The sequence below is a fragment of the Micromonospora sp. genome (assembly GCF_048594385.1).
Lineage (GTDB): Bacteria > Actinomycetota > Actinomycetes > Mycobacteriales > Micromonosporaceae > Micromonospora > Micromonospora wenchangensis.
The window spans coordinates 1-26,831 of the sequence record NZ_JBMDWU010000469.1 but is presented as its reverse complement, the minus strand read 5'-3'; the positions used below and the strand labels follow the sequence as shown (position 1 = coordinate 26,831).

The window sequence follows — 26,831 nt, the reverse complement described above, 5'->3', positions numbered from 1 at the left end:
CCGGTTGCGACCGTGTCGGTGACGGCGGGTCGGTCGACCACCCGGCGGGCCGACGCCACCGGGCGAGGTGGCGACGGGGCCACTGTCCCCTGGGGAGGGTCGGATGTGGGCGGACGAGGCGGCACTGGACGCCGCAGCACGCCGGCTCGACGAGTGGGAGTCGTCGCTCGTCGGGCAGGCGGAACGGGCACGGGCCCTGTCCGCCAGCGCGCAGGCGTTGACCGGCAGCGCCCGCAGCTCCGACCGCACCATCGAGGTCACCGTCGACTCCACCGGCCTGCTGGTCGACCTGCGGCTCGACGAGCAGACCCGGCAGCACTCCGCCGCCCACACCGCCCGCCAGATCATGGCGACCACCCGGGCCGCCCGCACCGACCTGCTGCGGCAGCTCACCGAGGCCACCACCCGGGCCCTCGGTGTCGACGACCCGGCCACCCGGGCGATCATCGAGTCCCACCGGCGGCGACTCGACGCCGGGCCGGGCACGCCGGATGCCCACCGGTGACGGCATCCGGGTCGACCCGGACGACCTGAACCGGCACGCCGCCCACCTCGACCGCTGCGCCGACAGCCTCGACACCGCAGCCAGGGCCGGCCGACACGTCCAGCTCGACGCCGACGCGTACGGGCAACTCTGCGCGATCATGCCGGCGCTGCTCGGCGGCCTCCAGCAGAGGCTGGTCGACGGCGTCGGCACCGCCGCCGGATCGGTTCGTGACACCGCCGCGAAGCTGCGGTCCAGCGCCGCGGGCTACCGGGCCGCCGACACCCGCGCCGCCCGACACCTCGACCGGATACGGGACGGCCGGTGACCGGCAACCCGCTGGTCGCCACGGCGTCGGACACCGACCCCAGCGCGTGGGCCGGGATCTGGATCTGCGAGGACATCGAACTCATCGCCCAGGGCGTCCGCACCGGCAGCTGGATCGACGGCAGCCTCGGCGTGGTCAACGCCGGCCTGGACGCCCTCGCTCTCGTCTCCGACCCGGTCGGTGCGCTGCTCCAGTACGGCATCGCCTGGCTCATCGAACACGTCAGGCCGCTCAGCGAAGCCCTCGACTGGCTCGCCGGCGACCCCGCACAGATCACCGCCCACGCCCAGACCTGGCGCAACGTCGCCGCAGCGCTCCGGCAGGACGCCGCCGAACTGACCCACGCGGTGCGCACCGAGATCACCGGTTGGGATGGCAGCGCCGGCACCGCCTACCGGGCCTGGGCCGCCGAGCAGCACCGGGCGATCACCGGTCTCGCCGAGGGCGCCGACACCCTCGCCGCCGCCACCGAGGGTGCCGCCGGCCTCGTCGCCGCCGTCCGGCTCCTCGTCCGCGACGCCATCGCCGCCTGCGTCTCCCGCCTCATCGTGTACGCCGGCGAACTGCTCGCCACCGGTGGGCTCGCCACGCCGTGGGTGGTGGAGCAGGTGACCACGCTGGTGGGCTCGTGGGCGGCGCGGATCGCCAGGCTGCTACGCGGGCTGCTGGCCAGCCTGCGGCGGTTGCTGCCGGAACTACGCCACCTCGGCGGCCTCATCGAGAAACTCAAGCAACTCCTCAGCCGGCTCCATCGGGACGATCCGGCAGGCGGAAGGAACGCGTCTCATCCCGCCACTCCCCGTAGCTCCGAGCCGCCGCATCTGGACGAGGAAGAACGGTTCCGCGCACTCGGCATGGACCCGGCGACCGGCAGGTTCCGGCCCGGTGAGGCCGAGACGGCTGCCCGGCTGGAGCGGGAGTTGGAGGTGACGCTGTCCCGGGCACCTGAGGGCTCGTCCGCCGACTGGGTCGACAGCAACGGACGCACCTACGATGCGGTCGGCAACTTCCCTGGCCATTACTTCGATCAGCAGTGGCCCCAGTTGCAGTATCAGATCGAGCGACATCTGACCAAGGCCGACCTCGTACCGGTCGACGTTTCGCAGTTCTCAGCGGAGCAGATCGCTACGATCGAGCGGTTCATAGCCGATCGCGGCCTGGGCCCGCGAGTGTTCATTGTGGGGAAATGATGGCTGGCCTCATCGTGCTGAAGCCCGGCGTCGACTGGAGTGCGACCGGCGGACTGTTCGACTGGACGTTGGAGTTCCTCATCGCACGGCTCTCCGACAGGCAGGTCGCGGACCAACTTCAGGAGGTCGTCGACAACAATCTCGGCTCGGTCTGGGTCCATGAACTGCCACCAAGCGCGCAGACGGAGATTTTCGATCACTGGCGACGCGGCCTGGTGGAAGCCGGCGAGGAGGATCTCCCGGAGAACGACCACAAGACCGACGTTCTCCGCCACCTCCAGAATCTGGTGGACGCCACGTACGCGGCCGATCCAGACTGAGGCAGGACGAGATCATGCGCTTGACAGCCTCACTGCGATGACGGCTGCTGACCAAACCACAGTACGGAGCAGTCCTGGCCTCCTCTCCATCCTGCGCCAGGGATACACCCATGCCGTTACCGCGACCCGCCTCATGGTATAGCTAACCCAAAGCGGCATCCCGGCCCCTGCGGATCATCGGGTACTTCCCCGCGTCGTACCGGGGGCGCTCGTGAAGCGGCTGGTCACGTCGATCCCGTCACGCAGGTAGTCGCCGAGCCTGATCCGTACGCCGTTGCGGACCACTTCGGTGCCCGCTCCGAACGACTCCGGCATCCGTCGGGTACGCCACCAGCGCAACGGCTCCCCCGCCGCCCGCTTCTGCCGCTTGAGGACCGCCTCCGCCTCGATGACGTCCGCGTGCCGACCCTCGACGACCTGCACCAGTCGGGCACCCGCCCGCAGGTGTTGCCGTACCCGGCCCGCTCCGCCGACGCCGAACTTCAGCAATCCGCGATGCCGCACCAGATACAGCAGGTACGGCGTGTCGCGGAGCGCGGCAAAGGTCCGGTCCTCGGGCTCGGGCGGGCACTGGGCGCAGGTGCGGTCGCGCAGCCGTTGCCACGAGCCGCAGCGCAGGTGCAGGCCCCAGGTACCGTGGGAGAAGGGCGCCTGCCGTACGCCGAACCACGGTAGGCCGTGGACGTCGCCAGCCAGGTCGGCCCAGCCGTCGCGGCGGTGCCTGTCGAGTTCCTCGCCGAGGGCGATCGCGGCCTGGAACTCGGCGGCGGCCCGGGTGGGGATGGTGTCGGTGCCGGCGAGGCCGGCGAAGTGGCGTACCCGATCCGCGAGCGCGGGTTCGTCCGGCAACCGGGTCAGCAGGCGTGCCCCGGTGGCGAGGCTCGGCCCGGCGGAGCGCTCGTCCAGGCAGATGTGGCATCGGGTCCGCCAGCCGGTACGACAGACCCGGAGGCTGCCGCAGGTGCGGCACTGGTAGACGTCGACGCCCCCGCCCGGCAGCAGGCCGAGCGGTTGCATCTGGTCGGTGACCAGGTTCGCGCAGGGTCGGCAGTGGGCATACCAGGCGATGTCCGGCCCACGCTGGCGGGTGTTCGCCCGGCCGTGGACGGTGTCGCCGCAGTTGACGCAGATGCACTGCGTCGGACGAACGCGTGACCTCGGTGCCGTCATCGGCCGTTGTCGGTGGAGCGCCGCCTGCCCGCCGCCTTCGCCTGCGGCGTCCCGCCCCGGCCGCCCGCTGTCCAGGAAACCCGACTGTACGAGTCCCAGCGGGCGTCGAGTGCAGCCGCATTCGCAGATCGGTCCGGGATCACGGCGAAGTCGCCTCCGATCGCCTCCAACTGCATCCACACCGCGTTGACGATGTCGGCGTACTTCTCCGGCTTTACGCCCCTGATGCGTACCGTGAACTGCCGTTCGTCCTGGCTCACAGCAGACGGATTCCGGCACAGTGGTCGCCGCTGTGCACCGGACGGTGCCGCATCCAGAACACCACGTCGAGGACGCGGAGCAGGCTCACCGCCTCGGGCAGGCCCGCATCCTTGTGCAGTGCGTGCAGCCGCTGCGTAAGCACGCCATCGTCCTCGCGGAGCCTGCCGTGCAGCCACTCCCAGAAGCCGGTGCCGGTGCGGTAGGCGCAGGACACCACCGTGTCGTACACCGGCACCAGCTTCGGACGCTTGCGGGCGAGCAGCTTGCCGGCGACGACCCACCCGATGCCCTTGGCGTCGCGCAGCGCCCGCCAGGCGGTGTCGGCGGGACCGCCCGCCACCACCAGGGGGTACGCCTCGTCGGTGCCCAGCGCCACGTCGACCGGAATCCTCCCCAGCTCGGCGGCGACCCGCTCGCCGAGCGGCCCCTGCAACAGGTCGAGCGCCTGCTGCGGCGGCACGCGCACACGCAGCAGTTCCACCGCGACAAGGTCCTCGGCGGTGATGACGCCGGCCGTCTCGGGACGGCTCCCGCCACCACCGAGTTGGTCGAACTGTCCGCCGGTGAACGTCTCGTCGCCGGTGCCCAGGTAGTAACTGTGCAGGTCGGAAACCGACCGGGGATCATCGAGTACGGCCAGCATCTCGGCGAGAGTCAGGGGTTGCGGCACGCTTCTCCTTCGAGGGGTCGGTGGTCCCAGCAGCGAAACGACAGGTCGGAAGACAACCAGATCGGTGACCGGCGGGGCAACACCACTCCGCGGCACAGCCATCACTCGTGTGTGGCCGGGCAGAACGCCACCGCAGTCGTCGTCTACCTGAGCTTTCGCCCGATCGGCGATGCCGGGGAACGGGTAAACGTCACCATCTCCATCGATGGCCACCGCCGTCGCGTCGTCAACATGACAGCCGGCGGAGCTGGATCAAACGGTCAGCCGAGCCCTCCGGCGAACGGCGTCGACCGCCACTGGTCGAGCATGCCGCCGAGGGCGTCCGCCAGCATCGGCAACTGTGGGGCCAGGGCGAGACAGGCTACGCCCCGCAGCATCCCCACCGCTGTCACGAAACGCAGTACCCCCTCGTCGAGGTCCCGCATGTTCCGGTGCTGCGCCGCACGCCGGTAGGCGGCCTCACCGTCCGGACCGACGCCGACGACGTCCCACTCGACGGGCCCCAGCGTCACCATCTCGAAGTCGGCGTAGCGGTACCCGTCCACCCCGGCGACCATGTTCACGACCGGGGAGTCGCCGTGGACGGGTTGGAGGTCGACCCCGGGGAACGTCTTCTCGAACAGTTCGCGGGAGCGTACGAGTGGTGCCAGCACCTGCCATTCGCGGCGGGCACGGTCCAGGTCCGCCGGGTCGATCAGCTCGGGCTGGCCGTCGAGCGCGACGAGGCCGTCCTCGACGAACTGCGGTTCGGCGGCGGACAGGAACGACAACTCACCCGGATAGTCACGCAGGGCGGCGTGCAGCTCGGGCACGAGGCCACAGTTCGCCACGTAGTCGGGTTCCCCGGCCGGTGCCAGCTCGATCAGCTGCCAGAACGTCATCGAGAAGCCGTCGTGCCGGACGGGTTCGCGGGGCACGAGCGGGCTGGGCGGGATGACCGGCACGCCCCGCTCGGTGAGCCATCCCGTCACGTCCAGTTCCGCCCGCTGCCGACCGGCCACACTGTCGAGGTCCGCGTAGGCGGGCAGGACCGTGGGCACCCGGGCCACGACCGGCGACGGTGCAAGGTGCACGACCACGGAGAAGGCCTCGTAGAGCACGCGGGCGTCGGTCACGTCGAGCCCCCGTGCGCGTCCGGCGTGGACGGCCGCATCGACCGCACGCCGGGTACGGTGGGCGATCTGCTCCGGGGTCAGGAAGCTCTGCATACCCCCATCCTTCCGCACGCCCCCGACGGGCCGGGTTCTCCGTCCGCACCGGGCCGACGACACGAATGCGGTGTGGCTCACCGGCACGATCCTCGTCAAGGCGCCACGGTCATCGGGACCGGTCAGCCGGGGTGCAGTTCCTCGCCGATCTTGACGATCAGCCGGCGTGACTCCTCCTCGTCCAGGGCCACCCCGTCCAGGCCCGCCCAGACCTGCTCGTAGGCGGCCCACTCGGCCGGCCGGTCGAGGTAGAGCGCCCCGTCGTGCACCCCGGCGGCAAGCGGCAGCACCCGGATCGACACCTGCGGCAACCGGCTCACCTCCGCCAGGTGCCGGAGCTGTCCGGCCATGGCCGCCGCGCCGCCCACCTCCCGCAACAGCACCGCCTCGGCGAGCAGCACCCCGTAGCGCGGCGGTCGGGGCAGTCGCCGCCGGAGGAGGTCCTGCCGCCGCAGCAGCGCCTCGACCGGCCGTTCCCGCTCCTCGGCGGTCGCGCCAGGCCGGTGCGGGCAGGTCGCTGCAGCGTACGCCCGGGTCTGCAACAGGGCGGGAACCAGCGCCCCGGCGTGCTCGCGGAGCCGGCACGCGGCGGACTCCAGGCCGCCGTAGAGGTCGAACCATTCGGGTACGGGGTCCCCGTACGCGTGCCACCAGCCCCTCCCCCGCGTCTCGCCGGCCAGCGCGATCAGCGCGCCGGTCAGCTCGCGCCGCGCACCGTACAGCTCGCACATGGCCCGCACGTCGACCGCGCGCACCATGCCGAGGCCGCTCTCGATCCGCCACATCTTGTGCCGGCTGCACTCCAACGCCTCGGCCGCCGCGTCCAGCGTCATACACGCCTCGGTACGCAACTCCCGCAGCACCCGGCCGAGGTGCCGGCGCGGCACGGAGGAGCCGGTGGCCTCAACCATCGGAACCCGCCCGCCACCGCTGGCGGGGCACCCGCACCCGGTAGCGGTCCGCGCGCTGGTTGGGTGCCTCCCCCGCCAGCCGCACCGGCCACCCGTGGCCGGACGCGCCGTCGCACCGCGACGTGTCCACCCCATCGGGTACGACGCCCTCGACCATCCTGCGCCGCCAGCGCCCCGGGCCGTCCCCGTCGGGCCCCACCTGCCCGGTCAGGTCCACCGCGACCGTCCCCGACCGCAGAAACCACTTCCACCGCCCACCCATGCCGCCTCCCTGTGTCGCCCGGAGCCTACCGGTTCTTCCTAGCATTCCTAGCAAACCTTGGGTTGCTCGTCTACTGCCGGTTCGCCGGTGATGACATCGGGGTATGCCCTACGCCCAACCCCTCTGGAGATCAATCCGTGATGATCTGAGGGCGAGGATCAAGGCAGGGCTACTGAAGCCCGGCGACAAGATTCCGACCACCCGGGACCTCATGGACCAGCACTCCACGAGTTCTGCGACCGTCCGGAGAGCCGTCGACTCCATGATCGAGGCCGGGGAACTCATCGGCAGACAAGGGTTGGGGGTCTTTGTGGCCGACACGGCAAAGCCGGAGTCACAACGCTCGATCTGACCTACGACGCCCTCTGTTGAGCTACCCGTCCTCTCTGTCGGCAGCCCTACGGCGGATCTCCTTGAGCGAGGCAATGTCACCTCGTATCGCGTCCTTCGAGGACCAAAAGTCCAAGCCATCCGTGGCCAGAACAGTCTCAGGAGTTCCAGGTCCGTTCGCGTCGATCTTCAGCGCCCGGCCAGCGGCGGATGGTGTGGGGAACGGACGACCATCAAATCGGACGGTGCCGTCGGCGAGAAGTTCGGCGGTGTATGACACGCCCTTGTACCGGGCATAGAGCCCTGCCCCTGGTGATAGTCGACCAACCCGGATAATGTCGGCAAGCTTGATCGATCGTTCGGCTTGGGAGACTGCACGCTTGGACCGACGTGGCGGGATTACTCCGCCTGCTGGCGGCTTGGAAAGATCCGTTCGCATCGTCACCGACCCTTCGGCCGTCAGAGATACCGCAGGATTCGCCGCACTAATGGAGCGCACCGGGACCGTTGGGGCCGGGTAGTCAAATGAGGCACGGGCACGGATCAGACTGGAACGGATCTCGTTGCGGGTGAGGCGGGGCAACCGGTCGTCAAGTAATCCCACCAGTTCTGGCGCCGGTTCTCCATCACCGAAGAGGTCAAGCAGGTCAGCCAATACCTGGCGATCGATGAAGTATCCCTTCCAGAGTTCCTCGATGCGATTCTGCCCCATGTTCTCCTTACTAAGAAGTGATAACAGCTCCGATGCCGCATCGAGGTCGGACTCCAGGCTTACAATACGGAAGAGCTTCTGCTCGACCGGCACCGGTGCATGCGCGTTGTAAACTCGCCATTCGGCCCCGTTCGTAAGAGCGACCCACTCGACACCTGCTGACGCAGCGTAACCGATAATCTGATTTGCCCAGCGGGGATCGTCAAGGTTTTCACCGAGCGCCTTCGCCTCGATGAACAACCGTGGGGTGCGCAATATCAGCAACGCATAGTCGACGGGGTTGTCGACGCCTCGTCGGCGATACTCAGGGTGAACCTCTTCCAAGTCATGGATATCCCACCCGAGCGCATCAATTACGGGATCAATCAAGCTCATCCTGGTGCTCTGCTCAGGGATCCGCGTCCGCTGCTGTCGATACCGCTGGATGCGCTCGACGCACTGCTTGAGCACATCCTTCAACTCATACATAGAGGCTACCTCTCTCAATTATCGTGGCGCTCCACGACCATCACTGCCGTCGAGTCGACAGAGATGACTCAGCAGTGCCTCTATCTCACTCACCAGCGGACTATCGAGGCCATGCAGTCGGATCACGTCCTGAAGCAACTCGTCGAGTTGAAGTTGAGCCTGCGCTAGCTCACCGACTCCGGCGGCAAGAATGGCGATCTGTTGCCGGATCGGCAAAAGCTCGTCTGTCGCCAGGTTCCCCTGCTGCTCGGCCAAGAGCAGGCGCATCTCGGCTAGCGCTGTGCCTGCCTCGCCGATTTCGGCTTGGCACATTGCCGCCTGCTGACGGCAATACCAGATCAACTCCTGATCTGGTACAGGTCGTTCAGCGAGGTCATCGACGAGGCTGGCGAATTCGGGCAGCGCCTCTCTGTAGGCACCAGCGAGCACGTAAAGGTTAGCGAGGTTGAGCCGCAACTCCAGCATCTGCGGATGTTTCGCCGCACGCCCTCTCCCTACTGGGCGAAGTGCCGTTTCGAGCAGTTCGGCGGCCTGGGTGAAGCGCTCCTGCTCGGCCAGTTCCCAGGCGCGATCCTGCGCCTGGGCAAGCTCCTCGAACGAGGGTCGCTGGACGAGGTCCACCGGCACGCGCCGAGGCACGACGTCCCGCCGGGTCGGCGGCAGCGGCTCCTGTTGCGGCACCGGGCCGAAGGGGTAACGGTAGGGCATGGTCGGGTCCACCACCTGCCCGTCCGCGACGGTGACCACCAGGTCGGCCGCGATCTCCGGTGCGACGCTGCCGAAGGGCATCAGGATCTCGTACACCTCGGCGGCCGACGCCGGTCGGTGCTGTGGGTCCTTGGCCAGCAGGTGGGTTACGAGTCGCACCAGACCGTCGGGCACGCCGGCCCGGTGCTCGGCGACCGACGGAACCGGGTCGTTCATGTGCCGGTGCAGCATGCCGAGAGGGCTGTCGGCCCGGTAGGGCGGACTGCCGGTCAGCAGCTCGAAGAGGACGCAGCCGAGCGCGTACAGGTCGGCGCGCGGGCCGACCACGCTGCTCAACGCCTGCTCGGGGGCCATGTAGGTGGGTGTGCCCAGGGTGTGCCCGGTGGCGGTGAGCCGAGGGCCGTCGGTGGGACCGAGCAGCGCGGCCACCCCGAAGTCGAGCACCTTCACCGTGCCGGTCGGGGTGACCATCAGGTTCTGCGGCTTGAGGTCCCGGTGCACGAGGGACGCCACGTGGGCGGCAGCCAGCACCGAGCAGATCTGGGCACCGATCGCGGCGGACCACGGCACTGACAGCGGGCCACGCTCGGCGATCAGGTCGGCCAGCACCATGCCCGGCACAAGCTGCATGACGAGGTAGATGTCGTCGCCGTGGTAGCCGACGTCGTGGACGCTCGGCACCCCCGGATGGTCTAGCCGGGCGGTGACCCGGGCCTCCCGCATGAAGCGTTCGACCGCGTTCTCCCGCTCGCCCTCGGGGACGGCGAGCTGCCGCAGGAACTTGATCGCCACCGGCCGGTCAAGCTTCTCGTCGAACCCGGCCCACACCTCCCCCATCCCGCCGTGACCGACCGGATAGGTCAGCTCGTACCGGCCCGCCACCCGCTCCTGCGCCCGCATCAGCATCCCACCGTCGTCACGACTGAGTTCCGCCGCCGTATAGTTCGCTCAGTTCCCGGTAGGCGGTCAACACTGCCGTTGTTTTGTCAGCAAGTTGCTCTCCGGCATTGGCCTCGATAGGTGAAATATCAAGCGACAGCTTGTTAATGGCATCGGCAGTGCGCTGTAGAGTGTCATCGATTTCTTTGTCTCGGACGAACGCCTCACCGGCCTCTGCGGTCACCGTCAACTGCGACACGAGCGTGGCGAGATCCTCGTTTACCTCGCGCCATAGCGCGCCAGCCCGCGCCTGTTGGCTTTGGAGCTCCAGCCGGGCACGGCTCGTCATTGGGGAGCCAGGATGACCATGCTTCGCGAGGTCCTCTCGGACGCCCCGAATCTCCTGCTTCCGTGCGAGAATCCCAGCACCCTGCCAGAGACTCTGCGCCACCAGCGAAGCCGCGTCCCTCGAATCGACCAGTCCAGCCAAAGCCGGCAGCGTCTTGTCAATCCGATCCGCCAGCGTTTGCAGATCGTCGAACACTCTGCGCTCGTCAAACCTGGTCAGCACCCTAGTGCCACTTGGAAGCGATTGCAGCGACGGCTTTACTGTTTTCGCTTTGTCCGGGGCATCGGACAACACGACCGGCACCAAGCAGAAAACGCCAACGACACCAATCAGCGCCATTCCCCAACGGGGCTCTTCATCCGAAAAACAAGCGTAGGCAATACCGACGGCAGTCAGAACAATTAGCCAACCCAACCGCCTGTCGGACGCATTGCTACCTGACGATTTATGAAGCATAAGGAAACTAACGTTTCCCTGCTTGCGAAAATTTGCCCTGCCATTCACCCGAATTCTTTGCGGGGCAATCGTTGTTGACACAGTGTCACGAGCTACCCAAAGGTGGAAGGGGTGGTCGGACGGGGGCACCCGTCCTCCTTTCACGAACGCGGTCAGGCGATGCCCTTGCGGCGGCGGATCATCTGGTACGCCTGCCGACGGGCGAACTGGTTGAGCTGGGAGCGCAGGCTCTCGTCGTCGAGGTAGCGCTGCATGAGCTTGCCGTTGTCGTCATGCCGGGACAGGATCACGTCCTCGATCCGCCGGTCGCAGACCACGCCGAAGTTGCTCTCGTCGTTGACCATGGCGGCGGCTTCGAGGGTGCCGTCCTCGGCCAGAGCGACAATCTGCTGCTCGATCCAGACCTTGTCGGCCTCCCCCAGCCCGATGCCGAACCGTTCGTTGAACGCGTCGATCAGCTCGGAGAGCGCCACCCGGTCGGGGTCGTTCTGCTTGCCGACCGCCCCGCCGAGGAAGCCGGGCAGCATCTGCTCCCCTTCCGGCGACAGCGACGCGTCGTGTTCGCCGGTCTTGCTGACCCGCAGGTGGGTGAGCTGCACCTCGCCGATGTCGACGGACGGGTCCTGCTGGCGGGGCAGCCGGTTGAGCAGCGCCCGGCCGTACAGGTAGAGCCGTTCCAGGTCGTCGTCGTGGTAGGGCACGACCTGGCTGAGGAACGCGTACATCCGGGTGTAGTCGCGCAGTGCGGACCGGAAGCCTGTCGCGGCCTCCGGGTCCTGCTCGGCCAGGGCCTTGAAGCGGTCGACGGCCGGTTCGGTGAAGCGGTAGAGCGCGGCGTGTGCCCGTTGCAGGCCGGTGTCGGTGGTGGCCTTGGCTTCGGCCGCGAGCAGCGCCTCGGCGTAGGCCTGCATCTCCGACTCGACGAGCACCGGGTACCCGGTCACCGCGTGCTGCGCGGTGTAGAGCAGGTTGGGGTCGGTGGGGGTGGTGGCGGCGGTCTCGAAGTACGGCCGGAAGTGCGCGGCGACGTCACCTGCCTCGTTGACGAAGTCGAGCACGAACACGTCGCCCTGGGTCTTGAGCGGGTGGGTGCGGTTGAGCCGGGACAGGGTCTGCACGGCGGCCACGTTCTTGAGCAGCTTGTCGACGTACATCGTGGTCAGCAGCGGCTGGTCGAAGCCGGTCTGGTACTTCTCGGCCACCACCAGGATTCGGTATTCCACCGCCTGCTTCGCCTTGGGCGTGCCGGCGTGCCGGTCGTCGGCGGCGGTGTAGGCGAAGCGGTCGGTCAGTTCGCCCTCGCCGAAGCCGTTGACCCGGGCCTCGGTGTATTCGACGCCGTCGACCTCCAGCTCTCCGGAGAACGCGACGAGGGAGTCACAGCCGGCGTAGCCGTGCAGTTCGACGTACTTCCTGATGGCGGCGTGCAGGCGGACCGCGCCTTCGCGGGAGGCGGTGACCACCATGGCCTTCGCGCGCCCACCGAGGCGCGGCGCGGTGTGCTTGAGGAAGTGCTCGACGATGATCTCGGCCTTCTGCGCCTGCATGGTGGGGTGCAGGCTGGCGAACCGGGCGAGCTGCGCGCCGGCCTTCCTGGGGTCGACCTCCGGGTCGTCGGGGTTGGCGTTGGCCAGCTTCCAGTACGACTTGTAGGTCAGGTAGTTGCGCAGCACGTCGAGGATGAACCCCTCTTCGATGGCCTGCCGCATCGAGTAGGTGTGGAACGGTTGTGCGTCCCCGGTGACCGGGTGCGGGCTGCCGAACAGCTCAAGGGTCTTCGCCTTGGGGGTGGCGGTGAACGCGAAGTACGACAACGTCTGGTGCCGACCCCGGGCCAACGCCGACGCGGTGAGCAGGTCGCCCGACTCGTCCACGTCGTCGCTGCCGAGCCGGAGCAGCACCTTCTTGAGCGCGGCGGCCGAGTCGCCGGACTGCGACGAGTGCGCCTCGTCGACGATGACCGCGAACCGCTTGCCGCGCAGCCCCTGCACCTGGTTGAGGATGTAGGGGAACTTCTGCATGGTGGTGATGACGACCTTGGCGGTCTCGCCCTGGAGGGCGGCGGCGAGCTGGGTGGAGTCCTTGTCGATGCGCTGCACCACGCCCGGCACGTGCTCGAACTGGAAGACGGTGTCCTGGAGCTGCCGGTCGAGCACCACCCGGTCGGTGATGATGATGACCTTGTCGAAGACCGGTTCGTCGGGGCGCAGCCCCGTGGCGCGGGCGTCCTCGTCGAGGGTGTGCGCGGTGTGCAGGCTGGACAGCCGGTGCGCCAGCCAGGCGATCGTGTTCGACTTGCCCGACCCGGCCGAGTGCATGACCAGGTAGTTCTGCCCGGAGCCGTGCCGGGCGGCGTGCTCGGTCAGTCGGGTCACCGCGTGCCACTGGTGGTAGCGCGGGAAGATCAGCGCCTTGGATTCCTTGTCGGTGTGCAGGAACCGGCGGATCAGATCCAGCCAGGTGTCCGGGTGCCAGATCTGCTCCCACAGGTAGGAACTGCGGTAACCGCTCACCCCGACGGGCGGGTTCCCGGCACCGCCGGAAACCCCCGGCCCGTTGGACCCGGTGTTGAACGGCAGGAACCGGGTCCGCTCGCCGGCCAGCCGCGTCGTGACGAAGACCAGGTCGGGATCGACGGCAAAGTGCACGAGGGTACGCCGGGCGAAGAGCAGTTCCTTCGGGTCGCGCGTCTTACGGTACTGCTCTTTGGCGTCCTCGACGGTCTGCCCGGTCAGCGGGTTCTTCAGCTCGGCGGTCGCCAGCGGGATGCCGTTGACGAAGAGCACCAGGTCGAGGGTGTTGTTGTTGCTGGTCGAGTAGGCGAGCTGCCGGGTGACGGTGAGCCGGTTGGCGCGGTAGAGCGTGAGCGCGTCGTCGGTGATGGCGTGCGCGGGCTTGAAGTAGGCGAGCCGGATCGGCACGCCCTTGTCCTTCACACCCCGGCGGAGCACGTCGAGCGGGCCGCGTTCGTCGATCTGCCTGGCGAGGTACTGCGCAAACTCCCGCTCCGCCACACCCGAATCGTTCCCGTGGTACGCCAGCAGCCGCGCCCACTCCTCCGGCTGGGTCGCACCGACGAACGCAGACAACTTGGCGGTGTCGAGGCCGAGCGAGCGGTCGTAGTGGCCAGGAGAACTGGCCAGCCATCCGGTCTGATGCAGCACGGCCTCGATCGCCGCCTCGAAGGTGCGCTCACTCATGCGACCTCCAACTCCTGCAAAGCGACGAAGACGCGTCCTGGCGCGGCCGGCGCGAGGGTTTCATCCAACTGCGAATTAGTCGTTGGCTGATAGTTCGCTATGCCTGCACCCCTCCTAACTTCGACACAAATATCGAGCTCACAGCCCGATTCGAAGAACCACTTATAATGCATGCGGGCCACCCGTCCAGCCGCAAGCAGTAGTCACGTCAATCTCTCCAGAAACTGCCGCAGTAATGACTGAGCGCCTTCGTTCCTGAAGCAGTGAAACCTGCCGCGATAAAAGGATCTTGGACCGATGGGATTCCTCCAGTTGGGCATCGATGCGATCGGCAATTAAAATCTGTTCAGCGACGGGCGGGAACGGCACGGGGATCGCCGCTACCTGCGATTCGCTGACAGATGGAACCGGACCAGGGTTCGCGAAAGCGGCGAGGTCCACGGCCCCCAGAACGTGCAACCAGTACCTCACATGACCGGCGGCGAACAAAACCCCGCGCACATTGTCATCCACGATAGCATCTCGCGTAGTAAGCCGACGCTGATTCAGGAGCATTGCAGCACCGACACGCGCATAAAGGATGGCACCACGAGGCACCACACGGCCTCCAAGCTTGACAGCCACCTGTCGCGTTACCCAGTTAGCCGAATCCCTTAACTCGCTCCGCTCATTGGCCCGAGAGAAGTCACTTACTTTAACGAAAGGAAGATCACCTGACAGCATTCCTTGAAACTCGCGAGGGAAAGTTGTCCCCGTGTAGGTACGCGAGATTCGACCGAGAGTGGTAATCGCCCAGGCGGCCGGGACCTCACCCAACCATGGAACTCGAAGGTCATTGCCTGGGTATCCCCCCTCAACGTCTTGGCCGGCGATGAGGCTTCGGACCATTACCGCGCCGCGCTCTTCGAGCAACTCAAGCACCCGCTCATACCGCGACTGAAGACGCGTCATCCGCGCCGTCTCGGCATCGAGGAAGTCAGCGATGCGCCGCTGTTCTTCGATGGGCGGAAGCATAAGCGGAAGCTGCCTCACCCTGTCAGCGCCCAGGTGATAGATATTCGCACCGCCAGCAATCGATGCAAGCAGGCCCGATTCCCGCGCACCTTTGACCCACCAGGATAAGAATCGGCCGTCTATCAACTCAGGTCGCGGCCTAAGTCTAAGGAGAGTGTTCTGAAAGCAGACAGTCCCTTCGATCTCACCGCGCCAGAAAGCAGAGGCTCCGACAACCGAACGACTACCGCTCCCCTCGGTCATAAGCAGATCGCCCGGCTTGAGCGCAAAGACTTGCTGCTCTTTGGGCGTAAAGTTCATTTCAAGAACATCATTTAAATCGAGTGAACCGTCTTTGACATTAGCCGCACGCAGGTACGAAACAATGTGCGATCCGTTCTCATGCTGAGGAGCGCGCTGTCGCCCCAGATCCACTTCGGCTACCGCCCGAAGTGTTGTCGATTTCCAGCTCACGCCGTCACCTCATCTAGCAGCGTTCTAATCTCAGCCTCCAACGCCTTAATTTCAGAATCGATTTCGGAGAGCGGTCGAAGTGGCTGGTAGACGTAGAAGTGACGGGTCAACGGGATCTCGTACCCGATCTTGGTTTTGGATTCGTCAACCCAGGCGTCGGGGACGTGGGGTAGGACCTCGCGTTTGAGGTAGTCGTGGATGTCCTCGTCGAGCGGCACGTTCTCGTTGTCGCGCAGGTCGGTGTCCGGCAGTGGGTTGCCCTTGCGGTCGGTCTGCACCTCCCCCTCCGGGTCGCTGACCGAGAACGCTTCCCAGACCGCCTTCTCCACCGCCGCCGGCAGCTTCCCCAGGCCGTTGAGCTGCATCGCGAACTCCGCGCGCGTCGCTGACGACGTACCAATGAGGGACTTGGCCCCGGCGAGCAGCGACTCACGGTCGGCGTACTTGCCGACGGCCCGCGCCTCGGCGAGCAGGGCGACCGTCTCGTCGGTGACCTCGAAGCGCAGTCGCAGCGGGCGCTCGACGGTGATCCGCTGGTAGCCGAAGTCGGTGGTGGCGAAGACCTTCACCTTGGCGTGCTGCGGGTGCTCCGGGTCGTCGGCGATGGTCAGCGCGTCCACGTAGGCCCGGGTCAGCTCGGTGATGTGGTCGTCGGTGAGCATCTTGCGTTTGTCGCCGAGGCTCTTGCGCATCTTGGTCCAGTGGTCGCGGCCGTCGAGCAGCACCACCTTACGGCGGCGGGACGCGTCCTTGCGGTTGGTGAGGATCCAGAAGTACGTGGAGATGCCGGTGTTGTAGAAGAGCTGGTCGGGCAGGGCCACGATGCCTTCGAGCAGGTCGTTCTCCAGGATCCAGCGGCGGATCTCCGACTCCCCCGACCCGGCCGCCCCGGTGAACAACGGCGAACCGTTGAACACGATCGCCAGGCGGCTACCGCCGTCCTCGGGGCGCTTCATCTTCGAGATCATGTGCTGGAGGAACAGCAACGAACCGTCGTTGATCCGGGGCAGCCCGGCACCGAACCGACCCGCGTGACCCCGGGCGTGCTCGGCCTTGACGTAGTTCTCGACCTTCTTCCACTCCACCCCGAACGGCGGGTTGGCCAGCATGTAGTCGAAGCGCTCACCGTCGTGGCCGTCCTGGCTGAACGAGTTGCCGAACGCGATCTTCGTCGGGTCGCCACCCTTGAGCATCATGTCCGAGCGGCAGATCGCGTACGTCTCCCCGTTCAGCTCCTGCCCGTACACCTCCACCGTGGCATGCGCGTTGTGCGCCTCGATGTGCTCCTGCGCCTCGCTGAGCATCCCACCGGTGCCACAAGCCGGGTCGTAGACCTTGCGCACGATGCCCGGGGTGATCAGTTCCTCCTCGTCGGGGGCGAGCAGCAGGTTGACCATCAGCTTGATGACCTCACGCGGGGTGAAGTGCTCACCGGCGGTCTCGTTGCTGATCTCGGAGAACCGGCGCACCAGCTCCTCGAAGACGTAACCCATCTGGTGGTTGGACACCACGTCCGGGTGCAGGTCGATGTCGGCGAACTTCGCCACCACCTGATACAGCAGACCCGCCTCGGCCAACCGGCCGATCTGCGTGTCGAAGCCGTACTTCTCCAACACGTCGACCGCACCCGGCGAGAACCCACCGATGTAGGCACGCAGGTTCAACGCCACATGGTCCTGGTCACCGAGCAACTTGCGGAACGACATCTCACTGGTGTTGTAGAACGACAGCCCCGCCGCCCGCCGCAACACCGGATCCACGTTCTGCACACCCGACGCCCTGAGCTGCCGGTGCCGGTCGAGCACCGCGTCCTTCGTCGGCGCCAACACACAGTCGAGGCGACGCAACACGGTCAACGGCAGGATCACCCGACCGTACTCGGACTGCTTGTAGTCGCCCCGCAGCAGATCAGCCACCGACCAGATGAAGTTCGCCAACTCTTGGTGCTTGGTGCTCACCACGTTCCTTCCGATTGCTTTGAGTCAAGGATTATGGCTGTTGGGCTCGCCCGCCGCGCTCCCCCACTCGGGGGTGATGATCGACCGGGTGTCATCGGGCCATGACCGACAGATGAACCGCCTTCGTCCGGATCGTCGGGCGCGGACCGCTGCTGCCGACCTCCGCCCCTGCTGACGGGGTCGACCGATCCGATCCGCCCGATCTGCCAGGTTCGCGCCGATGACTGTCGCCGCGCCCGTTCGGGGTCGGATATCCGACGATGCACCCCTGCGGTGGCGAGGACCCACGCCGGGCCGCGCAGGTCAGCTGGTTCACCGGGCCGACCCGTCCGGCCGGATCGAGCCGGCGGCCAGCCCGTCGGCGGTCAGCCGCACCAGGTCGGCTCCCAGCGACACCGTCTGCCGGATGGCCGACTCGAAGGCGAACAGCCGCTGGACCGTCTCCCCGTAGGCCCGCTGCGCGTCCAGCGGCACCAGGGACACCTGCGCCCGCCGGATGTCGAACCGCAGCGTCCCCGACAGGCTCGATGCCTGCCGCTCATTCGTCGTCGTGCGGAGCTGCCCGGCGAGGAACCACGGGTCGAGCCTCGTCGGGTCGGGCCGCAGCAGATACAGGTTGCGCCCCAGCAGGGCGCCCTCGGCGGTCACTACCCGGGCGGTCAGCTCCCGCGCCACCATCGGCACGACCACGTCCCCGACCGCCAGCGGGACCTGCTGCCCGAGCCGGTCGTCGACCTGCCCCGAGGCGGGCACCCCGGCCAGCACGTCCGACACGGTGAGCACGGGCGGACCGTCGGACGCAACCACCGGCGTGGAGCCGGACGCTCGCCCCGACGAGCTGTCGGGCAGGCCGGAGCGGATCGGGCCGAACAGCTGGAGCGCGCCGCTGCGCACCAGCTCGCCGACGGTGAGGGTGAGTCCCTCCGGCCCTCCCGCCACGGGGGTGGCCTGCGGGATCAGTTCCGGCAGCTCGGCGACGACAGCGGCAAGCCGCTCCCGGGTGCGTACCAACTGCTCCCCCGACACCTCGCTGCCGACTGCCGGTTGCCGGCGCGCGGGCGTCAGGTCGACGTCCTCGTCGAGCAGCTCGATCACCGGAACCGTGCGGGCGAACCCGACCTGGTCGACCTCGTCGTCCGGCGCGGCGTCGAACTCCCGCCACGCGGCCAGCACCCGGGGTGCGGTCTCGGCCAGGTCGCCGCCGGCCGCGTCGACCAGCAGCACCCGGGCCGGCGGTGGCGCGTCCGTCGCGGCCCGCCGCAGCACCCACAGATGCAGCGGTACGCCGTGCGACCCGGCCGCCCCCGGCGGGAGCGCGATCACCGCACGCAGGTGGCCCCGGCGCAGGAGTTCGCTGCGGATGCGTTTGCCGGCGCGTCGGCTGGCCACGGTGGGCGGCATCAGCAGCACCGCGTGCCCGCCGACCCGCAGGTGCGCCAGAGAGTGCTGGACCCAGGCCAGCTCCGGTTCGGTACGCGGGGTGGTGCCGACGATCCAGCGGGGGTCATGGCCCAGTTCGTCGTCGCCCCAGTTGGTGGCCCCGAACGGGGGGTGACAGACGACGGCGTCGACCTGTCGGCCGGCGAACGCGTCGGCGCGCAGCGAGTCACCGGTGCGCACCTCGCCCGGCACGTCCCGCAGGGCCAGCCAGAGGCCGGCGAGCGCGGCGAGGTCCGCGTCGATCTCCTGCCCGTACGCGGCGGCACAGCCGGCACGGGCGGCGGCCCGGAGGGTGGCTCCGGAGCCGACGGCCGGGTCCAACACGGTGCCGCCGTCCACGGCCGCTAGCCCGACCATCAGATCGGCCAGGTCGTCCGGGGTGGCGAGGGGACGGCCGGGGCCAGGGCCGGAGAACCGCTGCCACAGATCTTCGAAGGCCTCCGGCGCTCCCCGGTCGTCGGCGAGGGCGTCGATGTCGGCCAGCAGCGTGGCGGGGATCGGGCCCGTAGCCGGTTGGTCGGCGGACCGTGGGACGGCGGGCGGCACCGCGTCGGGCTGTGGTGCACCGAGCGGCGGGGTGGTGGTTCGGGCAGGCCGATGGCGGGCGAGCAGTCGCATGCCGACGGCGGCGAGGGTGGCGGCCGGGGAGTCGCCGGCCGCCGCGAGGTGCCGCCAGAGCCGCTCGGCGGGGGCAAGGTCCGGCAGTTTCCCCTGGTCGCGGAGCCACCGCTCGACCTCGGTCAGGGCGAACTCCGGGCTGGCCGCCGAGCCACCCACCGGGGCGGGGAAGTCGGGGTGCCGCTTGCGCCAATTACTGACCGCGGCCCGGCCGACCCCGGCGAGTCGGGCGATCTCCGCCGCCGTCATGGTCGCTGTCTCCTGCATTTTCGCAGTGTGCCATAGCCGTCAAGCATCATGTTCGTTGACAGCGTTCACGGATGATGTTCTCATGTTCATCGCAACACGAATCAGCCGACGAGGGGATCGACGATGCGTCACGCCCAGCACCACCGGATGACCGGTCCGAGCATGCGCCCCGGTGCCCGGGAGGACTCCCGCAGGCCCGGCAACACTCAGCCCCCGCTCTTCGCGCACCCGATGCCCGCACCGCCGCCCGAGACCTACCTGACGACGGTCTACCGGCTCCGGGTGGAGCCGACCGCCGCCGGCCTGACCAGGGCGCTCAACCGTCGGTACCTGGTGGACAGCGGCTTCCCGGTCAACACCCGGCAGGTCGCCGGAGCGCCCGCCCTGCTGGTGCACGGCACGGTGCCCCGCCCCCGTGCCGACTGGTGCGACGTCCTCACCGCACTCACCGGCCGTGAGGTCGACCTCGGCCACAGCAGCGGGGGCGGGCTGCTGCTGCTCGCCGTCGACGACCGGGCCTACGCCCTCGCCTACGGCACGCTGGGCCGGCACATGATCGACCAGGGCGTGGTTGACCCGACGTTCGGCGTCTCCTTCGCCGTCCGGGCGCTACTGCCCAGCGAGATCCGTCAGGTACGGCGGCGGATGATCGGCACCGCCGGACGGGTCGACCGCAGCCTCGTCCCGGCCGGCCAGCCCATCCGCAGGTTCGGCATCGACAAGTGGGGCGAGATCGTCGGCCAGCTCAGCGGACCGGCCCACAACCCGAACCTGACCGTGTGCCGCCACGCCGGCCGGCCCACCAAGATCGAGGGCGGCGACGCGCTGCGCATCCACCTCGCCGTGCAGCCCGCCGGGATGCTCGCCGACCTGCGGGAGATCGACCGGGTCTGCCGGCAGGAGTCCCCGCTGGCCGACCTCGCCTTCGTCACCCAGATCAGGCCGGTCTCCCCCCACGACCCCCGGCTGCCCGCGCTCACCGCCGAGCTGGATGCACGGCTCGGTCAGCCGGATCCGGCGCAGCTCGGGATGGCCGTCCCCGGCGATTTGGTCGACGACATCGAAGCGGTGCGGTCCTACCGGATCCAGGTCCCGAAGTCCGGGCGGCGGACATCGCTCGTTGACGAGCTGAACCTGCCGGCCCTGCTGGACCACACCCGTCGGGTACCCGCCGGTGACCGGTGGCCCGGGCTCCAGCGGGGACGGATCACCCTGCACACCGACGAGCGCGGCACCGAGGAGCTGCTCTCGACGCCGGCCTCCCGCTGGATCACCGCCGAGGTGGCGGTCGGCACGAGTCACCTCCTGCTGCACGAGGGCGGTTGGTACGAGATCGGCGACCGGCACCGCGAGTTCCTGCACCAGGAGATCGCCGAGATCCTGGCCCGCCCCTGCGGCATCACCCTGCCGCCGTGGACGCCCGACCTGCCCGACGAGGACGCCTACAACCGGGCCGCCGCCGGCCGCGACCCCCGCCTGGTCCTGCTGGACAAGAAGCTGCTGCGCACGGCCCAGCACCGGCGCGGCATCGAGGCGTGTGACCTGCTCGGCCCGGACGGCGAGCTGATCCACGTCAAGCGCGCCTCCGGCAGCTCACCGCTGAGCCACCTCTTCGCCCAGGGTGCCGCCTCCGTGGACGCCCTGCGTTACGAGGCGGACGCCCGGGAGCGACTGGCCGAGCTGGTCCGGCGGCAGCCCAACGGCCGGGAGATCGGCGCGGACTTCCGCCCCCGCAAGGTGATCTACGCGATCGCCCTGGGCAGCGGCCGGCCGGTCACCGTCGGCACGCTGTTCACCTTCGCCCAGGTGGCGCTCTACCGGGCGGTAAAGGCGCTGCGCACCGAGGATGTCGACGTCGAGGTCGTCGGCATCCCCGCCGCCTGATCCACCACCCACCTCAAGCCGACCTCAGGAGGCGCGTGATGAGCTTCGACGGATCTCCCCCCGTTCTGCCGGGTCACCGCCCGAAGATCATCGGCCCTGGTCCCGGGCTCACCCCGTCGACCGTCGACCCGGACAAGCTCGTTCTGCGCAGGGCGGTGGCCCTCAGTTGGCGGATGGACGGCGGGTGCCGGTGACCACGGTGCGGGGCAGCCGACCCGCCCGGGAGTGACCGGCCAGGGTGTCGCCGTCCACCACCACGTCGAAGTCGAGGTGCAGGCGCATCGGCCGGGTCACCGACTGTCGCCAGGTCATCCGGGGGCCGGCGCAGGTCACCGCCGCCAGCGCCACGGTCTCCGCCGCCGTCGACGCGGTGCCGGTGAGCGCCCCGCCGGTGTCGTGGAAGACGTAGGTGGCGCGGAGCGTGCCGATGGGGGTCTTCAGGCTGACGTCCCAGGTGCCGATGACGGGGTGTACCACCGTTTCTCCTCAGACCGGGACGGGAAGGTGGCCGGCGGCACGCCACACGGTGCCGCGTCGCTCGTAGGCGAAGAGGGTTTCCACGGCGTGCGCGACCCGGGGGCCGAACTCCCGTTCCAGGATGTGCAGCCCGAGGTCCAGGCCGGAGGTGACGCCGCCCGCGGTGACGAGGTCGCCGTCGTCGACGACCCGCGCCGGCACCGCGTGTACGCCGGTGGCGTCGAGCACGTCCATGCCGAGGTGGTGGGTCACCGCGTGGCGGCCCTCGATCAGGCCGGCCATGGCCAGGGCGAGCGACCCGCCGCAGACGGCCGCCATCGTCACGTCGGGATTGTCGAGGGCGGCGCGCAACAGCGGTACGGCCGCCGAGTCGGCGAACCGGGCCAGCAGGACGGGGATGGTCACCACGCCCTCGTCGGGGTCGCCGGTGCTCGGACCGCTGGCACCGGGCACCACGACGTAGCCCGACCGGGTCGGGTCCAGCGTCCCGGTCGCCCGCAGCGTCAGGCCCCGGGTGCCGCTGACCACCTCCCTCGGGCCCTGCGCCGAGACGAGTTCCACGGCCAGTGCGCCCCCGACGGTGTCGCCGCCGGCGGCGAGGACCTCGAAGGGCGCGACGACGTCGAGCGGGTCGAACCCGTCGAACAACACGATCTGTACCAACATGCCACCGATCCTCGGCCTCGCCGCCCGACCCGGCCAGTGGCAGGATTGCCATGGTCCGACTGTTTCTTGCCGCACGTGGTCGATCCCGGGGAGGTGCCGCCGTGCACACCGTGCTGGTCCTGGCGCTCCCGGGCACGATCGCGTTCGACCTGGCCACCCCGATCGAGGTGCTGGGCCGGGTGCGGTTGCCGGGCGGCCGGCCCGGCTACCGGGTGCTGGTCTGCGGCAGCGGGCCGGTGGTCGACGCCGGCCCGCTGCGGCTGGCCGTCGACCACGGCCTCGACGCGCTCGCCGACGCCGACACCGTCATCGTGCCCGGCCGGTACGACCCGACCGCGCCGGTGCCCGGCGCGGTGCTGGACGCGTTGCGGGCGACTGCCGCCGCCGGCGTCCGGATCGCCTCGATCTGCGTGGGCGCGTTCACCCTGGCCGCCGCCGGGTTGCTCGACGGGCGGCGGGCCACCACGCACTGGGCCGCCGCCGAACTGTTCCAGGCGACGTACCCGGCCGTCCGGGTGGACCCGGCGGTGCTGTACGTCGACACCGGCCAGTTCGTCACCTCCGCCGGGGCGACCGCGGGCGTGGACATGTGCCTGCACCTGGTCCGCCGGGACCACGGGGCGGCGGTCGCCGCCGACGCGTCCCGGCAGGCCGTGGCCCCGCTGCACCGCGACGGGGGGCAGGCGCAGTTCATCGTGCGCCCCGGCGTGGACCCCGCCGGGGTGGGTCTCGGCCCGGTCCTGCAGTGGTTGGAGTCGCACGCGGACGAGCGGCTGACCCTGGCCGACGTGGCCGCCCGGGCCGGACTCAGCGTGCGGACGCTCAACCGCCGTTTCCACGAGGAGACCGGCCGCACCCCCATGCAGTGGGTCGCCGCCGTGCGTGTCCGCCGGGCGCAGGAGCTGCTGGAACGCACCGACCACGGCGTCGACCGAATCGCCCACCTCGTCGGTTTCGCCTCACCGGCGCACTTCCGGGTCCAGTTCAAGCGGCTCAGTGGAGTGTCGCCCCAGGTGTACCGCAGGACGTTCGTCGCCGGGCGGGTGGCCGGCTGAGCGGAGGCCCGCCGTGCGCCGTCCCGACGGGGTCCGCCCCGCTCACCGTCAGCGCAGTGCGGTGCTCGCGGCGGCCCGGACCGCCGCCGTCAGCGCCGCCAGCGCCGTCGACTCCAGTCGCCAGTACTGCCAGTACAGCGGCACGTCGAGGTGCCGGCCGGCGGCAATCTCGACGAGGCGGCCGGCCGCGAGGTCGGGGCGGGCGACGGCTTCGGGGAGCAGGCCCCAGCCGAGGCCGAGCCGGACCGCCTCGGTGAAGGCGGCCGTCCCCGGCACGAAGTGCGTCGGCGGGTCGACGTCGCGGCGGGTGAGCGTACGGGCGAAGCGGTGTTGCAGGGTGTCCTTGCGGTCGAAGCGGATCATCGTCGCGGTCGGGAACACGGTGGCGGGGTCGCGGTCGGCGAAGCATGCGGCGTGCAGGGCGGGTGCGGCGACGGCGAGGTAGCGCATCGCGCCGAGGCGCAGCACCCGGCAGCCCTGCACGGCCACGCGTTCGGTGGTGACCGCCGCCATCACGGTGCCGTCGCGCAGCAGCCGCGCGGTGTGCCCCTCGTCGTCGGTGCGCAGGTCGGCCAGCACGTCGGGCACGGCGGTCAGGGCCGGCAGGAACCAGCCGGCGAGGGAGTCGGCGTTGACCACGACGGCGACCCGGGTGCGGGTGCCGTCGCCCAGCGTGCCGCGCGCCGCGTCGAGGGCCTCCTGTTCCAGCAGCGCCACCTGCCCGCCCAGGCGGACCAGCGGGGCACCGGCGGCGGTCGGCACGCACGGCCGGCTACGGCGGACGAGCACCTGCCCGACGGCCTGTTCGAGGGCCTTGATGCGCTGGCTGACCGCCGACGGGGTGACGTTCATCGCCCGCGCGGCGGCGTCGAAGCTGCCGTGGGTGACGACGGCCTGGAACGTCGCGAGCTGGACCGGGTCGAGCGGCATAAGCGATTCTAACGGTGATGCAGATTCTTTAGCTGGAGTGCAGCAGGCGACCGCCCTAGCGTGGCCGTCATGGGTTCCGTGCTCGCCGGTTTCGGCTTCTCCCTCGCGCTGATCGTCGCCATCGGGGCGCAGAACGCCTTCGTGCTGCGCCAGGGGCTGCGCCGGGAGCACGTGCTGCCGGTGGTGGCGATCTGCGTGGCCGCCGACGCCACCCTGATGACCGCCGGCATCGCCGGCCTGGGGGCGGCGCTGACCGCGACGCCGGCCGTCCTGGTCGCCGTCCGCGGGGGCGGCGTCGCGTTCCTGCTCGGGTACGCGCTGCTGGCTGCCCGCCGCGCCCTGCGCCCCGCCGCCCTCAGCCCGTTGGACCGCCCTGCGGCCACGTTGCGGGCGACGCTGCTGGCCTGTCTGGCGTTCACGTTCCTCAACCCGCACGTCTATCTCGACACGGTGGTGCTGCTCGGCACGGTCGCCCACCAGGACCCGAACCGGTGGGCGTTCGGTGCCGGCGCGGCGGCGGCGAGCCTGGTCTGGTTCACCGGGTTGGGCTTCGGTGCCCGTCGGCTGGGGCCGCTGCTCGCCCGTCCGGCGGCGTGGCGGGCCGTCGACGGGACGATCGCCGTGATCATGGTGGCCGTCGCCGTCTCGGTCGCCACCGGCTGAACGGCGGCCGGTAGGGACACCCACTCTGCTGATCCGGCACCGGCGCGGGCCCTCCGGGCGGACCTCGGGACCCGTAGGATCGACATCCTTCAACCCCACGATCCACTTTGGAGGGAACCGCGCATGACGGGTCCACTCGCCCGGCTCCGCACCGCCGCCCGACTGATGCTCGCGACCACCGGCGTCGCGGTGCTCGCGCTCGCGGGCGCCGCCGCCGTCGTGACCACCCCGGCCCAGGCCGCCGGCCCCCGGCCGAACTTCCAGATGCCGGTGCCCTGCGGCGAGACGTGGCGGATGGCCACCTACTACGGTCACGACGACTACGACATCGACCTGACCTTCACCGGCGGGGCCAGCAACGGCCGGCCGATCCTCGCCTCCGCCAGCGGCACCGTCTCCTTCGCCGGCTGGGGCAGCGGCGGCGGCTGGCACGTGATCATCGAACACGGCGGCGGGTGGCGGACGCTCTACCTGCACATGATCGAGACGCCGATGGTCGCCGCCGGCCAGGGGGTGTCGACCGGCCAGCAGCTCGGCCGGGTCGGCAGCACCGGCAACTCCACCGGTCCGCACCTGCACTACGAGCAGGTACGCGACGGCGTCAAGACCGAGTCGTACTTCAACGGGGTGCCCTCCGGCATCACCTCCGACGGCAGCCCGTCCACCGGCCCGCTCTACATCTCCGGCCCCACCTCGCCGGCCCGGAACATGACCAGCCAGAACTGCGGCCAGGCCGCCAACCGTCAGGTGTACGAGTCGGGCAGCCACAGCGGCTGGCAGATGCTGCCGGTCAACAGCATCACCGGCTCGGCCACCGCGGCCATGGTCATGGGCACCAACAAGCTGCTCTACACGGTCAACAACGGCCTGGTGTACGAGGCGTCCAGCGACACCGGCTGGCGCAACCTGTGGACCGGCATCTCCGGCGTCAGCAACAACGCCCTCGCCGTGATCAACGTGGGCGGCGTGAAGTACATCTACACCGTGGTCGGCGGCTGGGTGCACGAGGCGTCCAGCGCCAACGGCTGGACGAACCTGAACACCGGCATCTCCGGGGTCAGCCCCAACGCCCTGGCCGCCATCAACCACAACGGCGTGAAGATCATCTACACCGTGGTCGGCGGCCTGGTGCACGAGGCGGCCAGCAACAACGGCTGGCGCAACCTGTGGACCGGCATCTCCGGCGTCAGCAACAACGCCCTCGCCGTGATCAGCATGGACGGCGTCAAGTACATCTACACGGTCGTCGGCGGCTGGGTGCACGAGGCGAACAGCATCAACGGCTGGCGCAACCTCAACTCCGGCATCTCCGGGGTCAGCCCCGACGCCCTCGCCGCGATCAGCTTCAACGGTGTGAAGATCATCTACACCGTGGTCGGCGGAATGGTGCACGAGGCGGCCAGCAACAACGGCTGGCGCAACCTCAACTCCAACGTCCGGGGCACCGCCGTCTCGGCGACCACCGTCACCGGCGTGAAGGTCCTCTACACCGTCTGACGGTCACCTGTTTCCGACGCC

At 69.3% G+C, this 26,831-nt stretch carries 25 protein-coding genes; 9 read left to right on the top strand and 16 right to left on the bottom strand.

Annotated elements, in window-relative coordinates:
* Positions 1-103: 103 nt before the first annotated feature.
* Genes ACOJTC_RS25545 through ACOJTC_RS25530 form a run of 4 tightly spaced genes read left to right on the top strand, consistent with a single transcriptional unit; the run spans position 104 to position 2,322 of the window.
* The gene (locus tag ACOJTC_RS25545) at positions 104-505 is read left to right on the top strand and encodes a YbaB/EbfC family DNA-binding protein (protein ID WP_420118798.1); all 402 of its coding nucleotides are present in this window, start codon (positions 104-106) and stop codon (positions 503-505) included.
* Positions 492-812: a type VII secretion target gene (locus tag ACOJTC_RS25540; RefSeq protein WP_420118797.1), complete on the top strand. Its 321-nt coding sequence runs from the start codon at positions 492-494 to the stop codon at positions 810-812. The genes ACOJTC_RS25545 and ACOJTC_RS25540 overlap by 14 nt, the downstream gene beginning before the upstream one ends.
* On the top strand, positions 809-2,002 hold the full coding sequence (locus ACOJTC_RS25535) for a WXG100 family type VII secretion target (protein WP_420118796.1): 1,194 nt from the start codon (positions 809-811) through the stop codon (positions 2,000-2,002). The genes ACOJTC_RS25540 and ACOJTC_RS25535 overlap by 4 nt, the downstream gene beginning before the upstream one ends.
* The gene (locus ACOJTC_RS25530; RefSeq protein WP_420118795.1) at positions 1,999-2,322 is read left to right on the top strand and encodes a hypothetical protein; all 324 of its coding nucleotides are present in this window, start codon (positions 1,999-2,001) and stop codon (positions 2,320-2,322) included. Before ACOJTC_RS25535 ends, ACOJTC_RS25530 begins: the two co-directional genes overlap by 4 nt.
* Positions 2,323-2,496: 174 nt before the next feature.
* Here the strand turns inward: ACOJTC_RS25530 and ACOJTC_RS25525 are convergent, their stop codons facing one another.
* The 6 genes from ACOJTC_RS25525 to ACOJTC_RS25500 form a co-directional block, all read right to left on the bottom strand.
* Positions 2,497-3,492, bottom strand: a complete 996-nt coding sequence (locus ACOJTC_RS25525; RefSeq protein WP_420118794.1) for a hypothetical protein — start codon at positions 3,490-3,492, stop codon at positions 2,497-2,499.
* A complete protein-coding gene (locus ACOJTC_RS25520) occupies positions 3,489-3,752 on the bottom strand; it encodes a hypothetical protein (protein ID WP_420118793.1) in 264 nt (87 codons plus the stop codon). The genes ACOJTC_RS25525 and ACOJTC_RS25520 overlap by 4 nt, the downstream gene beginning before the upstream one ends.
* Positions 3,749-4,423: a DUF6308 family protein gene (locus tag ACOJTC_RS25515; RefSeq protein WP_420118792.1), complete on the bottom strand. Its 675-nt coding sequence runs from the start codon at positions 4,421-4,423 to the stop codon at positions 3,749-3,751. Before ACOJTC_RS25515 ends, ACOJTC_RS25520 begins: the two co-directional genes overlap by 4 nt.
* A gap of 260 nt (positions 4,424-4,683) precedes the next feature.
* Complete coding sequence (locus ACOJTC_RS25510) at positions 4,684-5,631, bottom strand: hypothetical protein (RefSeq protein ID WP_420118791.1); 948 nt, start codon at positions 5,629-5,631, stop codon at positions 4,684-4,686.
* Between the two features lie 122 nt (positions 5,632-5,753).
* Positions 5,754-6,542 (bottom strand): helix-turn-helix domain-containing protein, encoded by a 789-nt coding sequence (locus ACOJTC_RS25505; RefSeq protein WP_420118790.1) that lies wholly within the window; start codon positions 6,540-6,542, stop codon positions 5,754-5,756.
* Entirely contained in the window at positions 6,535-6,804 is a 270-nt protein-coding gene (locus tag ACOJTC_RS25500) for a hypothetical protein (RefSeq protein WP_420118789.1), read from the bottom strand. Before ACOJTC_RS25500 ends, ACOJTC_RS25505 begins: the two co-directional genes overlap by 8 nt.
* A 103-nt stretch (positions 6,805-6,907) precedes the next feature.
* Here ACOJTC_RS25500 and ACOJTC_RS25495 point away from each other — a divergent pair, with 103 nt between their 5' ends.
* Entirely contained in the window at positions 6,908-7,156 is a 249-nt protein-coding gene (locus tag ACOJTC_RS25495) for a GntR family transcriptional regulator (protein ID WP_420118788.1), read from the top strand.
* Between the two features lie 21 nt (positions 7,157-7,177).
* On the opposite strand, the gene ACOJTC_RS25490 is transcribed toward ACOJTC_RS25495, so the two are convergent.
* The 7 genes from ACOJTC_RS25490 to ACOJTC_RS25460 form a co-directional block, all read right to left on the bottom strand.
* A complete protein-coding gene (locus ACOJTC_RS25490) occupies positions 7,178-8,314 on the bottom strand; it encodes a hypothetical protein (RefSeq protein ID WP_420118787.1) in 1,137 nt (378 codons plus the stop codon).
* An 18-nt stretch (positions 8,315-8,332) separates the two neighbouring features.
* Positions 8,333-9,922, bottom strand: coding sequence for a serine/threonine-protein kinase (locus ACOJTC_RS25485; RefSeq protein WP_420118786.1), 1,590 nt, complete (start codon positions 9,920-9,922; stop codon positions 8,333-8,335).
* Positions 9,923-9,938: 16 nt separating this feature from the next.
* Positions 9,939-10,589: a hypothetical protein gene (locus tag ACOJTC_RS25480; RefSeq protein WP_420118785.1), complete on the bottom strand. Its 651-nt coding sequence runs from the start codon at positions 10,587-10,589 to the stop codon at positions 9,939-9,941.
* 269 nt (positions 10,590-10,858) lie between these two features.
* Entirely contained in the window at positions 10,859-13,906 is a 3,048-nt protein-coding gene (locus ACOJTC_RS25475; RefSeq protein ID WP_420118784.1) for a type I restriction endonuclease subunit R, read from the bottom strand.
* 162 nt (positions 13,907-14,068) lie between these two features.
* The gene (locus ACOJTC_RS25470; RefSeq protein WP_420118783.1) at positions 14,069-15,373 is read right to left on the bottom strand and encodes a restriction endonuclease subunit S; all 1,305 of its coding nucleotides are present in this window, start codon (positions 15,371-15,373) and stop codon (positions 14,069-14,071) included.
* A complete protein-coding gene (locus ACOJTC_RS25465) occupies positions 15,370-17,331 on the bottom strand; it encodes a type I restriction-modification system subunit M (protein WP_420118782.1) in 1,962 nt (653 codons plus the stop codon). The genes ACOJTC_RS25470 and ACOJTC_RS25465 overlap by 4 nt, the downstream gene beginning before the upstream one ends.
* A gap of 312 nt (positions 17,332-17,643) precedes the next feature.
* A complete protein-coding gene (locus ACOJTC_RS25460) occupies positions 17,644-19,656 on the bottom strand; it encodes an N-6 DNA methylase (RefSeq protein ID WP_420118781.1) in 2,013 nt (670 codons plus the stop codon).
* Between the two features lie 129 nt (positions 19,657-19,785).
* On the opposite strand from ACOJTC_RS25460, the gene ACOJTC_RS25455 reads away from it, so the two are divergent.
* Positions 19,786-21,522 (top strand): DUF6119 family protein, encoded by a 1,737-nt coding sequence (locus ACOJTC_RS25455; RefSeq protein ID WP_420118780.1) that lies wholly within the window; start codon positions 19,786-19,788, stop codon positions 21,520-21,522.
* Between the two features lie 162 nt (positions 21,523-21,684).
* On the opposite strand, the gene ACOJTC_RS25450 is transcribed toward ACOJTC_RS25455, so the two are convergent.
* Positions 21,685-21,999: a hypothetical protein gene (locus tag ACOJTC_RS25450; protein WP_420118779.1), complete on the bottom strand. Its 315-nt coding sequence runs from the start codon at positions 21,997-21,999 to the stop codon at positions 21,685-21,687.
* Between the two features lie 9 nt (positions 22,000-22,008).
* A complete protein-coding gene (locus ACOJTC_RS25445; RefSeq protein WP_420118778.1) occupies positions 22,009-22,665 on the bottom strand; it encodes a DJ-1/PfpI family protein in 657 nt (218 codons plus the stop codon).
* A gap of 101 nt (positions 22,666-22,766) precedes the next feature.
* Here ACOJTC_RS25445 and ACOJTC_RS25440 point away from each other — a divergent pair, with 101 nt between their 5' ends.
* The gene (locus ACOJTC_RS25440; RefSeq protein WP_420118777.1) at positions 22,767-23,720 is read left to right on the top strand and encodes a GlxA family transcriptional regulator; all 954 of its coding nucleotides are present in this window, start codon (positions 22,767-22,769) and stop codon (positions 23,718-23,720) included.
* Between the two features lie 48 nt (positions 23,721-23,768).
* Here ACOJTC_RS25440 and ACOJTC_RS25435 read toward each other — a convergent pair whose 3' ends face one another.
* Positions 23,769-24,650 (bottom strand): LysR family transcriptional regulator ArgP, encoded by an 882-nt coding sequence (locus tag ACOJTC_RS25435; protein ID WP_420118776.1) that lies wholly within the window; start codon positions 24,648-24,650, stop codon positions 23,769-23,771.
* Positions 24,651-24,719: 69 nt separating this feature from the next.
* Here ACOJTC_RS25435 and ACOJTC_RS25430 point away from each other — a divergent pair, with 69 nt between their 5' ends.
* Together ACOJTC_RS25430 and ACOJTC_RS25425 are read left to right on the top strand one after the other, a co-directional pair.
* Positions 24,720-25,313 carry a LysE/ArgO family amino acid transporter gene (locus ACOJTC_RS25430; RefSeq protein ID WP_420118775.1) on the top strand — a complete coding sequence of 198 codons (594 nt, stop codon included), beginning with the start codon at positions 24,720-24,722 and terminating at the stop codon, positions 25,311-25,313.
* Between the two features lie 123 nt (positions 25,314-25,436).
* On the top strand, positions 25,437-26,810 hold the full coding sequence (locus ACOJTC_RS25425) for a M23 family metallopeptidase (protein WP_420118774.1): 1,374 nt from the start codon (positions 25,437-25,439) through the stop codon (positions 26,808-26,810).
* Positions 26,811-26,831: the final 21 nt, after the last annotated feature.

Coding starts and splice junctions, on each gene's coding strand:
- ACOJTC_RS25545 (WP_420118798.1), top strand. CDS start 104: ATGTGGGCGGACGAGGCGGCACTGGACGCCGCAGCACGCCGGCTCGAC.
- ACOJTC_RS25540 (WP_420118797.1), top strand. CDS start 492: ATGCCCACCGGTGACGGCATCCGGGTCGACCCGGACGACCTGAACCGG.
- ACOJTC_RS25530 (WP_420118795.1), top strand. CDS start 1,999: ATGATGGCTGGCCTCATCGTGCTGAAGCCCGGCGTCGACTGGAGTGCG.
- ACOJTC_RS25525 (WP_420118794.1), bottom strand. CDS start 3,492: ATGACGGCACCGAGGTCACGCGTTCGTCCGACGCAGTGCATCTGCGTC.
- ACOJTC_RS25510 (WP_420118791.1), bottom strand. CDS start 5,631: ATGCAGAGCTTCCTGACCCCGGAGCAGATCGCCCACCGTACCCGGCGT.
- ACOJTC_RS25505 (WP_420118790.1), bottom strand. CDS start 6,542: ATGGTTGAGGCCACCGGCTCCTCCGTGCCGCGCCGGCACCTCGGCCGG.
- ACOJTC_RS25500 (WP_420118789.1), bottom strand. CDS start 6,804: ATGGGTGGGCGGTGGAAGTGGTTTCTGCGGTCGGGGACGGTCGCGGTG.
- ACOJTC_RS25495 (WP_420118788.1), top strand. CDS start 6,908: ATGCCCTACGCCCAACCCCTCTGGAGATCAATCCGTGATGATCTGAGG.
- ACOJTC_RS25490 (WP_420118787.1), bottom strand. CDS start 8,314: ATGTATGAGTTGAAGGATGTGCTCAAGCAGTGCGTCGAGCGCATCCAG.
- ACOJTC_RS25485 (WP_420118786.1), bottom strand. CDS start 9,922: ATGCGGGCGCAGGAGCGGGTGGCGGGCCGGTACGAGCTGACCTATCCG.
- ACOJTC_RS25480 (WP_420118785.1), bottom strand. CDS start 10,589: ATGGCGCTGATTGGTGTCGTTGGCGTTTTCTGCTTGGTGCCGGTCGTG.
- ACOJTC_RS25475 (WP_420118784.1), bottom strand. CDS start 13,906: ATGAGTGAGCGCACCTTCGAGGCGGCGATCGAGGCCGTGCTGCATCAG.
- ACOJTC_RS25460 (WP_420118781.1), bottom strand. CDS start 19,656: ATGCAGGAGACAGCGACCATGACGGCGGCGGAGATCGCCCGACTCGCC.
- ACOJTC_RS25455 (WP_420118780.1), top strand. CDS start 19,786: ATGACCGGTCCGAGCATGCGCCCCGGTGCCCGGGAGGACTCCCGCAGG.
- ACOJTC_RS25445 (WP_420118778.1), bottom strand. CDS start 22,665: ATGTTGGTACAGATCGTGTTGTTCGACGGGTTCGACCCGCTCGACGTC.
- ACOJTC_RS25435 (WP_420118776.1), bottom strand. CDS start 24,650: ATGCCGCTCGACCCGGTCCAGCTCGCGACGTTCCAGGCCGTCGTCACC.
- ACOJTC_RS25430 (WP_420118775.1), top strand. CDS start 24,720: ATGGGTTCCGTGCTCGCCGGTTTCGGCTTCTCCCTCGCGCTGATCGTC.
- ACOJTC_RS25425 (WP_420118774.1), top strand. CDS start 25,437: ATGACGGGTCCACTCGCCCGGCTCCGCACCGCCGCCCGACTGATGCTC.